Below are 9,751 nucleotides of genomic sequence, written 5' to 3'. Positions count from 1 at the left end.
ATTGCAGCTCGCTATAGGAGTTCACGACTTTACAGCTGGCTTGGCAACTTCGACCTTGCCTATAACGTAGCAAGGCCGCTGGAGTACTCGATAAAAGGTGACGGACCCATATCCAGAGGCTTACTGGAGGTCTTGTATCCCACTCCTTTCGAGGTTGAGGTGCAGGCGTCTTGCGAAAAATTTGGCGTAGATTCCAACGTCATCTGGGCCATAATGAGGCAGGAAAGTGCTTTTAATCCTAACGCGACAAGTTGGGTGGGCGCAAGCGGCTTGATGCAACTCATGCCGGCTACAGCGAATGAAGAAGCTGCGAAATTAGGAATCAAAAAATTTGACATATATTCTCCCGAGACCAATATACGCTTGGGAGTCGCACATTTTTCCTGGCTTTTGGGCAGACTAAAGGACTTGCCGCTCGCCTTGGCAGCCTACAACGCGGGCATAGGCAATGTGACGCGATGGCTACCCGAGGAGGGTGAATTTGACGTAACTCAGTGGATTGAAGATATTCCCTTCAATGAAACCTTGACGTACGTGCGAAAGGTCATCGCTAATTATAAGATATATAAGGCATTGTATGGAGATAAAACGTAAAGAAGGAGTTGTGACGTTATGAGCAGCAATCAACATTACACCGAGGAAGTACAAAGGGTATGGGATGCCCTGAAGAGCTTGGGATATAGCGGTGAAATTTTTGTGAGCGACCACACCATTTTCACTGTAGAGGATGCCTCCAAAGCCATAGGCGTGCCCGAGGAACAGATACTAAAAAGTCTCATCTTTTTGGTGGACGGAGAGCCCGTATTATTGCTCATGAGCGGTCCCAACAAGGTAGATATAAAAAAGGTAAGGAATCATTTGGGCGCTCGCAAGGTCAAGATGGCTGGAGCAGAATACATAGAAGAAAACTTTGGCTACAAAATAGGGGGCGTTCCTCCCGTAGGATACGACGTGAAGATAAAAACTCTGATCGACGAAGATGTTCAAAAATACGAAGTCCTTTGGGCAGCCGCAGGCAACGATCATGCCTTTTTCCCCGTCTCGCCGGACGAACTTGTAAGACTCACCGAAGGATTGGTCTGCGATTTGAAAAAGTAGTAAGCAACCACCAGAAAATTGCAGATAACGGTAAAAAGACGGAGAATGCATCGGAAAATCTGATTTATTTTGCAGTAAATGCCGCTAATCGCCGTTAATCTTGATCGATATTATTTGAACTTTAAATCCTTCTTGTTACAATAAAAGTGAAGGTCAGGAAAGATCAAAAAGAGTAGTGGAGGTGATGAGCCATGAGGAGACCTGAATTACCCGAAAGAAGAGGACGCGGCATGTGGTGGTACCCATCCTGGACGGGTATCGACAAACTGCAAGAGGAGATCAGCAGAGTGTTTGACGATTTTGCTTCCAGATTTATGCCACCCGTATTTGGTGGAGGCGCGGTGACCGTTGATGTGTATCGCAAAGACGGTAACGTCATAGTTGAAGCGGAACTTCCGGGACTTGACCCCAGGGATATAGATATAAAGATCTATGAGGATAAGGTCGTCTTGAGGGCGGAGAAATCGGGCGCTAAAGAAGTCGAGTCTGAAGAGGTCATTCGTTCCGAACGGTATTACGGCAAAGTTTCACGGGTGATCGCTCTTCCCGTTGAAGTGCTGCCCGAGAAAGCCAAGGCTAAATACAAAAACGGGGTGCTCACGATAACGATCCCGGAAAAGGAACCCGAAGAAGAGGGCGGCTATCGCGTCGATATCGAATACGAAGACTAGTTTTACATTTAAAAGTTAAAAATGTAGCTTTAATGCCTTTCACCCTAATTTTAGAATGTTGGAGGGTGAAAGGCATTTTTTATTGTCGATCCGTATACGATCGGATTATTTAGCATGCTGACCACAAAGGTGGCTTCAACTTGGGGATACGGCCTTCAGGTACTGCCTCTCCCTTCTGGGGCGTATTAATCGCGGGTTTCCTGGATTGAGGGCATGATCATAACGCTATGTTATCATCGAAAATAAAATAGTAAAACACTGCCACGAATAAAACTCCCCCCACGATATTGCCCAGGGTAACGGGGATTATGTTATTTAGAAATCCATGAACAGATAGGGCGTTTAATGACTGAGGGCTTAAATTAGCTTGAGCGATCAATGCATCATTACGGCGGAGCAGTATGCCGATGGTCATAAAGTACATGTTTGCTATGCTGTGCTCAAATCCAGAGGCGACGAAAGCCATGATGGGGAAAAATATGGCAAATATTTTGCTAACCACATCCTCTGCAGCCATGGCTATCCACACGGCCAGGACGACAAGCCAGTTACACAATATTCCTCTAAAAAAGGCTGAACTCAATGGCAAAGCCATCTTAGCTGAAGCTATCTTTAAAGCATTCATGCCCACAGCTTCGCTCGCCAGGCCTGAAAAATAAATAATATAGGCAAGAAGGACAGAACCAATGAGGTTGGCCAAGTAAACTGTTGCCCAGTTTCTGGCTACAGCCCCAGGCGTAACAAATCCGGCTAAAGCTCCAATGGGTATCAGACAGTTTCCCGTGAAAAGTTCGCCGCCGGCTATGATCACTAAAATCAAACCAACCGTAAATGAAGCCCCGCCGATTAGCTTGGACAGACCAACTCCCACATATTGGCTTAAATCTTGCATCACAACGGTATAAAGAAATCCGCCGAAACCTATATAGACACCTGCTAGGATTCCAAGCAGCAACATCTGGTGAAACTTTAAGCTGCACTTTGCAACTGCGGCAGAGCAAGCGCTCTTTGCGATGTCAGCCGGAGATTTAAAGCTCATCGGGATCTCCCCTTTTGGTATTAATTTTGCTCCTACAACGTGTCATTGAAATTTATAGCATTAATAAAGCTGATCGTCGATCCATGTTCTTATCAAATAGCATTGAGTCAAAACTATCTTATACTTTCGCATAATCATCTTAACACAAATTATTTTTCCCCTGACCTGAAAGCTGTGCTCCTCATGGACTATCGATATTTCTGATGTTAAGATAGTGGTCATAAAATCTTTGATTTGGGGGTGTGAAAAATGAGCAGTAATTTAAAGAGATTTTATATATTAACGATAATCTTACTCGCGTTGACTTTTTTAGTGGGCTCAGTAACCATGGTCAGTGCCAAGGAAAAAGAGTTGAGGATAAGCTATCCGGATGATCCTAAGACCGCTGATTGTCAGAAAAATACCGCCTACTATATGTTGCCGCTTAATTGCTTCGATAGGCTGATAGAGTGTATAACCCTCGAATCTGGAGCCTCGGACCTCGTACCCGGATTGGCTGAAAGCTGGGAGGTCACTCCCGACGGTAAGACCTATACCTTTCATCTTAGGCGCGGCGTTTATTTCCACAACGGTGAGGAATTGACCGCGGACGATGTAGTCTATACCTTCGATCGAATGTTGGATCCCAAAACCCAAGCCCTGAACACGGATATCCTAAACTTTGTGGATGGAGCCCAAGACCGTCTTGACGGAAAAACAGATACTACCAAAGGGTTAAAGGCATTGGACAAATATACTGTCCAGATAACATTAAGCCAGCCGTTCGCACCCTTTTTGTCCGTCATGGCCAGCCCGCAAGCGAGCATTTTTAATCGCAAATTCACCGAAAAAGCCGGAGATCAATTTGGCCTCACCGCGAAAACAACTTGTGGAACGGGACCTTTCATAATGAAGGAGTACGTGCTGAACGATCATGTAACGCTGGTGGCCAACGATAAATATTATCGCGGGCGTCCAGAGCTGGACAGGATATTTGTCAGGGTTGTAACTGACCCGGAGACCATGAGGATGCTTTTTGAGGCCGGCGAAATCGATATCTTCGATTGCGACTACGCCTTTTCTCAGATTCCCTATTTTCTTGAGAACCCAAAATGGAAGGATCGAGTCGTGAGCGGTCCAAGGGTTGGGATATATTACATGTGCATCAATCAAAAAAAGGAACCTTTCGGAGACGTAAGGGTACGCAAAGCCCTTCAAATGGCCATCGACAGACAAATGATTTTAGACACCTTGTTTTATGGACGCGGCACTTTAGCTCACGGCGTCATGCCAAAGGGGCTAATAGGGTACAATCCGGATCTTGAGCCAATCGTCTATGACCCGAAGAAGGCAAAGGAGCTTTTAGCCGAAGCAGGATACCCCGACGGAGTGGATATGACCTTAGTCCAAGTGAGCACCTGGGGACAGACTTGGGCTAAAATGAACGAGCTCGTGCAAGCGATGGTTAAAGAAGCGGGCTTTCGAGTCAAGATCAGCCAGGTCGATGAATCGACATACTATGCCGTGAGAAAAACAGGCGATTCGGATCACTACATGCAGGTATGGTCAGCTGATTTTAACGATCCCGATAACTTCTTCTACACTTTTTTTAGCAAATCCGGAACTGTAGTACGTTCATTTAACAACAACGATCCTGAGGTATTTGAGGCTTTGGATCGCGCGAGGACCATAACCGATCAGAAGGAGCGCATAGCTCTTTATCGCGAACTTGAAAAAAAGATCGTCCACGATCAGGCAGCATGGGTGCCCTTTTTCAATATAGAACACCTATACGTGCTTGCACCCAGGGTGAAGAAATTCGTCGTTCCGTGGAACGGCTGGAGCGACATGTCATATTACGAAACGAATGTCGAATGATGTCGATTAAGGTGCCCGGTGCCGTGTTGCAGAAAGAGTAAACAAAAGTTAATAGGACAAATAGGGTTTTTGGCACCTGATGGGTGATGATAAATCAGAGAATGAAACGATATCTTAAAAAAGTGATATAGGGTTTTCCTCAAAAAAGACGGGGTTCCCACACAACGTTAATTTAGCGGCACAACGTTAACGAATGTTATGGTGTGTCTTTTAGCTAGAGCTACCTAAAGACTTCTTTTAAGACCTGTAAACCTGTTTCTTTGACGATAAAGCCTGGTTATTCGTTTTCGATGCTTTGATCAATATCACAGTAAGAAAGGTGATTTATGAGGTGTGGAAATATATATTGAACAGACTGCTCATATCGATCCCTATTCTCCTGTGCGTAACTTTTCTCGTATTTGTATTGTTGAACGTCGTCCCGGGCGATCCGGTGGCTTTGATGATGAAGGAAAAGGTCAGCGCCGACGTCGTAGCGAGGGTCCGTGCCCAGATGCACTTGGACGATCCGTGGATAATAAGATATTTCAGGTTTTTGTGGGGATTGTTACACGGAGACTTGGGCACGTCCTATAAATTGCAGCGTTCCGTGACTGATTTGATCCTTCAGGCATTTCCCAGGACGATGGTATTGGCCTTTTCCGCTGCTTTGGTCTCATGGATCGTAGGTATCCCTGCTGGCATTTTATCCGCCATAAGGCAGTACTCGGTGACTGACTACTTTTTCATGGGATTTTCCCTTGCCGGCGTATCCATGCCCGTATTTTGGTCCGCCCTATTGTTTCAGTACGTCTTTGCCCTAAAACTGGGGTGGTTGCCAGTAGCGGGCTTTTATGGCTGGCGATACGTCATCATGCCTGCCATCGTTCTTGGGTGGAGTTCCGCCGGCCTTATTGCAAGGCTTACCAGGTCGAGCTTGCTAGACGTAATGCGTAACGACTACATCAGAACGGCTAGATCAAAGGGGGCCAGGGAGCTAGCCGTCATTACCGGACATGCCCTTAAAAACGCCTTACTGCCGGTAGTAACGATAATGGCAATACAGGTGGCGAGCTTGCTTTCCGGAGCCGTAATTACAGAAAGCGTGTTCGGAATCCCTGGGGTCGGCAGAGTCGCGGTTGATGCCATTAAAAGCAGGGATATGCCGTTGCTTCAAGGTTCTGTCCTTTTTGCCACGATTCTCGTCATCCTGGGAAATTTGGTGGCCGATATCTTGTATTCTCTCTTAGATCCTCGCATAAGGCTGGAGAAGTAGGGCAAAGCCATGGAAAAAGAGAAACTATTAGCACACGAAACCCTCTTTGCAGATATAATCCGAGCTTTTAAAGAAAACAAGACTGCTTTATTTGGCCTGATTGTAGTGGTTATTTTGGTTGTTTTAGCCATATTTGCACCTTATGTTACGCCTTACGATCCTTACGAGATTGACCTTAACAATCGTTTCTCAAAACCTTCATTAAATCATTGGTTTGGAACGGATATGTTTGGCCGAGACCTCTTTACTCGAGTAATCTACGGTGCCAGGATCTCGCTTGCCATTGGCCTGATACCGAGCCTCATAGCCGTTTCCATCGGAGCGATACTTGGCGTGGTAAGCGGGTACATAGGAGGTCGGCTCGGTTATTGGGTGATGAGAATGGCCGATGTGGTGATGGCCTTTCCCTCGCTTCTTTTAGCAATCGTAGTTATGTATACCTTAGGAGCCACCTTGTTTAACCTGTTTATCGCGTTGAGCGTGGTCGGATGGGCAGGCGCAGCTAGGGTCGTGAGGTCACAGGCATTGTCGATAAGGGAAAAGGAGTTTATCGAGGCAGCCAAGGCAATAGGAGTTAAAGACATTAAAATAATGGCAAGACACGTATTCCCAAATTGTCTGCCCTCGCTGATGGTTTTATTTACGATGAACATCCCTGATGCGATTCTTTCGGAGGCCAGCTTGAGTTTCTTGGGTGTGGGTGCCCAACCTCCTACTCCGAGTTGGGGGCTCCTTGTATCAAACGGAAAGGAGTTCCTTTTTTCTGCTCCCTGGGTGGCGATACTCCCTGGCGTTGCCATATTTATAACAGTACTGGCCTTTAACTTCATTGGAGATGGCTTGCGTGATGCCATTGATCCCTATCTTAAAGGTTGAAGAAATGGAGCTAGCGACGTGCAAGATAACCTGTTAAAAATTAAAAACCTCAGGACATACTTTTTCACCAGAAGGGGCATCGTGAAAGCCGTCGATGGCGTGGATATGGAGGCAAAAAAAGGAAAGCTCACCGCGCTGGTCGGGGAATCAGGTTGTGGCAAGAGCGTAACAGGCCTTTCAATAATGGGCCTGATTCCTTCGCCGGTCGGCAAGATCGTAGAGGGGGAAATTCTCTTCGAGGGCAATGACCTGGCTAAATTAAACTATAAAGAAATGGCCGATTTGCGCGGCAAGGATATTTCGATGATTTTTCAGGAGCCCATGACTTCCTTAAACCCTGTATTGACTATAGGCCGTCAAGTGGGAGAACCGCTTCACATTCATTCCTCTTTATCCCCGGAGGAGATAAATGAACGCGTCTTGTCAATTTTAGATCTGGTTGGAATTCCCGAACCGCACTCCAGGTTGAAGTCTTACCCTCATCAACTGTCGGGCGGGATGAGGCAAAGGGTCATGATCGCCATGGCCTTGATATGTAGGCCTAAGCTTCTAATTGCCGATGAGCCGACGACGGCTTTAGATGTGACCATACAAGCTCAGATATTGGACTTGATGCTCGAACTTATGAAAAAAATAAATACGTCCATAATACTAATCACTCACGACTTAGGCGTAGTTGCAGAGGTTTGCGACGAGGTTAACGTCATGTATGCCGGAAAGATCGTCGAAAAGGGCGATGTCTTCGGCATATTTGATAACCCGTCTCATCCCTACACATGGGGATTGCTTCGGTCGATACCAAGGATAGAAAAAAAGGGGAAAGCAAAGAAACTTTACACTATAAAGGGCATGGTCCCAAATTTAATTGACCCGCCTCCGGGATGTCGATTCGCCGATCGCTGCGATAAGGCTAGGGGCATTTGCTGTGAGGAAGAACCACCCTTTACTACAATAGAGGAAGGACACTTTGTTAAATGTTGGCTTTTTGCTTGAAACCCAGACATATTGAGGACAACTAGAGCTATGGAAAAGGCGCTTATAAGCACGAAGAACCTGACGAAAATTTTTTCACTTTCGACCGGGCCTTTGGGTAGGAAGAAGGTATTTGTGCACGCCGTTGAAGATGTAAATATAGATATAGCAAGCAGGGAAACCTTTGCTCTTGTGGGAGAGTCCGGTTGCGGCAAGACAACCCTTGGGAGGCTCTTGCTTCGCCTCATCGAGCCCACAAAGGGCGAAGTGCTCTTTAAGGGCGAAAACATCTTTTCGCTGGATGAGGAACAAATGCGATCCCTGAGGCGCGACATGCAGATCATATTTCAGGACCCCTATGCTTCGTTGGATCCGAGGATGAGGATCCTTGATATACTGGCTGAACCGCTGAAAACCCATAATAAAGGCATAAGCAAGAAAGAAATTGTTGACAGGGTTAAGGAACTGCTTTCCGTGGTGGGGTTGCAGGACTTTGTTATGTCGGGCTTTCCACATCAATTTAGCGGTGGACAGCGCCAAAGGATCGGTATTGCTCGAGCGTTGGCCTTAAACCCCGAATTTATAGTATGTGACGAGGCCGTATCTGCACTTGATGTCTCGATTAGGGCCCAAATCTTGAACCTTTTAATAGATTTAAAGGAGCGTTTTAACTTGACGTTGCTGTTCATCACTCATGATTTGAGCGTCGTGAGCTTTCTATCCGATAGGATTGGGGTGATGTACCTGGGCAAGTGCGTAGAGATCGGTCCGACAGCGGATATATTTGATCATCCTCTTCATCCTTATACATTATTTCTTTTGTCTGCCGTGCCGGTGCCTGATCCTCACGCAAGAGATAGAGCGAAGCTCATTCTAAAAGGAGATATACCAAGTCCTATTAATGTGCCATCGGGGTGTAGGTTTCATGCCCGATGTCCCTATCTCAGGGACGTATGCGTAAGCGAGGAACCGCAGATGCAATATATTGGAAACAGAGGGTTTGCCTGTCATTTCCCGCTTTATTAAAATCGATGAGGAGATGTGAAGATAATGAGAAAGGTTAAGGCACTGCATCCAGGCGATACGATTGGTTTGATCGCGCCCTCAAGCCCGGCTCCCTTGGATGACTTAGAAAAAGCCGTTGCAGCGATAACCGATCTGGGTTTTAATGTCAAGGTTGGCGCAAGCTGCTATGAATCCTACGGTTACATGGCAGGCCCCGAAGAAATTCGAGCCCAAGATATACACGCGATGTTCAACGACCCGAAGATAAACGGAATATTTTGCGTTAGAGGCGGCGATGGAGCCATCCGTCTGCCGAGGTTAATCGACATGGGACTTATCTCTAAAAACCACAAAGTTTTCTTAGGATACAGCGACATCACCATTCTTCATTTGATGTTCAACTTACATGGCCAATTTTGTACATTCCATGGCCCCATGCCTTCGACTGACATGATAAAAGACAGCTTTCACGGTTACGAAAAAGACCACCTTTTGAAGGCGATTTGTGACGATGAGCCGATAGGGGAATTAAAGCCTTACGATGGCGCTCCTCCCTTGCAAACCCTGGTCGGAGGGACGGCGGAAGGGAAAATAATAGGCGGGAATATGAGCTTGATCTGCGCCCTAATGGGAACGCCATGGGAGATAGACACCAAGAATCGCATTCTGATACTTGAAGACATAGACGAACCACTTTACAAGATAGACCGCATGTTGACCCAACTGTTGCTGGCAGGCAAGCTTGAAGCCGCCTCAGGAATAGTGCTGGGGCAGTTTACGAACGTAACTCACAAGGACCCTGAAAGGACTTTTACTTTAGACAAGATATTTGAAGACGTAGTGGCAAAAGCAGGCAAGCCCACGTTAATAAACGGGTATTTTGGTCACGGCGATAAAAAGGTCACCTTACCGCTAGGTGCTCGAGCAGTGATCGATGGTGCCAATTCGTCCTTTACGATCGTAGAATCCGGCGTCGTA

10 protein-coding genes are annotated in these 9,751 nt (G+C 46.5%); 9 read left to right on the top strand and 1 reads right to left on the bottom strand.

What is annotated here, in order from left to right; all coding sequences use genetic code 11:
• From Q7P41_RS05170 to Q7P41_RS05160, 3 genes are all read left to right on the top strand, one after another.
• The coding region (locus Q7P41_RS05170) for a lytic transglycosylase domain-containing protein (protein WP_303882707.1) at positions 1-594 on the top strand (594 nt) is incomplete at its 5' end.
• Positions 595-612: 18 nt separating this feature from the next.
• Positions 613-1,098, top strand: coding sequence for a YbaK/EbsC family protein (locus Q7P41_RS05165; protein ID WP_303882706.1), 486 nt, complete (start codon positions 613-615; stop codon positions 1,096-1,098).
• 191 nt (positions 1,099-1,289) lie between these two features.
• Positions 1,290-1,769, top strand: a complete 480-nt coding sequence (locus tag Q7P41_RS05160; RefSeq protein ID WP_303882705.1) for an Hsp20/alpha crystallin family protein — start codon at positions 1,290-1,292, stop codon at positions 1,767-1,769.
• Positions 1,770-1,986: 217 nt separating this feature from the next.
• Here Q7P41_RS05160 and Q7P41_RS05155 read toward each other — a convergent pair whose 3' ends face one another.
• A complete protein-coding gene (locus Q7P41_RS05155) occupies positions 1,987-2,808 on the bottom strand; it encodes a formate/nitrite transporter family protein (RefSeq protein WP_303882704.1) in 822 nt (273 codons plus the stop codon).
• A gap of 249 nt (positions 2,809-3,057) precedes the next feature.
• Between Q7P41_RS05155 and Q7P41_RS05150 the strand changes: the two genes are divergently transcribed.
• The 6 genes from Q7P41_RS05150 to Q7P41_RS05125 form a co-directional block, all read left to right on the top strand.
• The gene (locus Q7P41_RS05150) at positions 3,058-4,665 is read left to right on the top strand and encodes an ABC transporter substrate-binding protein (protein WP_303882703.1); all 1,608 of its coding nucleotides are present in this window, start codon (positions 3,058-3,060) and stop codon (positions 4,663-4,665) included.
• Between the two features lie 331 nt (positions 4,666-4,996).
• Complete coding sequence (locus Q7P41_RS05145; RefSeq protein WP_303882702.1) at positions 4,997-5,920, top strand: ABC transporter permease; 924 nt, start codon at positions 4,997-4,999, stop codon at positions 5,918-5,920.
• A 9-nt stretch (positions 5,921-5,929) separates the two neighbouring features.
• Positions 5,930-6,796 carry an ABC transporter permease gene (locus Q7P41_RS05140; RefSeq protein ID WP_303882701.1) on the top strand — a complete coding sequence of 289 codons (867 nt, stop codon included), beginning with the start codon at positions 5,930-5,932 and terminating at the stop codon, positions 6,794-6,796.
• An 18-nt stretch (positions 6,797-6,814) separates the two neighbouring features.
• Positions 6,815-7,789, top strand: a complete 975-nt coding sequence (locus Q7P41_RS05135) for an ABC transporter ATP-binding protein (protein ID WP_303882700.1) — start codon at positions 6,815-6,817, stop codon at positions 7,787-7,789.
• Between the two features lie 30 nt (positions 7,790-7,819).
• Entirely contained in the window at positions 7,820-8,794 is a 975-nt protein-coding gene (locus tag Q7P41_RS05130; protein ID WP_303882699.1) for an ABC transporter ATP-binding protein, read from the top strand.
• 24 nt (positions 8,795-8,818) lie between these two features.
• The coding region (locus tag Q7P41_RS05125) for an LD-carboxypeptidase (protein WP_303882698.1) at positions 8,819-9,751 on the top strand (933 nt) is incomplete at its 3' end.

The sequence above is a fragment of the Acetomicrobium mobile genome, from assembly GCF_937920065.1.
The sequence above is the reverse complement of the archived record's forward strand: the minus strand, read 5'-3'. Positions and strand labels throughout refer to the sequence as shown.

What these genes read in the sequence shown, in the direction of transcription:
- Q7P41_RS05140 (WP_303882701.1), top strand. Translation starts at nt 5,930, where the DNA reads ATGGAAAAAGAGAAACTATTAGCACACGAAACCCTCTTTGCAGATATA.
- Q7P41_RS05130 (WP_303882699.1), top strand. Translation starts at nt 7,820, where the DNA reads ATGGAAAAGGCGCTTATAAGCACGAAGAACCTGACGAAAATTTTTTCA.
- Q7P41_RS05165 (WP_303882706.1), top strand. Translation starts at nt 613, where the DNA reads ATGAGCAGCAATCAACATTACACCGAGGAAGTACAAAGGGTATGGGAT.
- Q7P41_RS05160 (WP_303882705.1), top strand. Translation starts at nt 1,290, where the DNA reads ATGAGGAGACCTGAATTACCCGAAAGAAGAGGACGCGGCATGTGGTGG.
- Q7P41_RS05150 (WP_303882703.1), top strand. Translation starts at nt 3,058, where the DNA reads ATGAGCAGTAATTTAAAGAGATTTTATATATTAACGATAATCTTACTC.
- Q7P41_RS05155 (WP_303882704.1), bottom strand. Translation starts at nt 2,808, where the DNA reads ATGAGCTTTAAATCTCCGGCTGACATCGCAAAGAGCGCTTGCTCTGCC.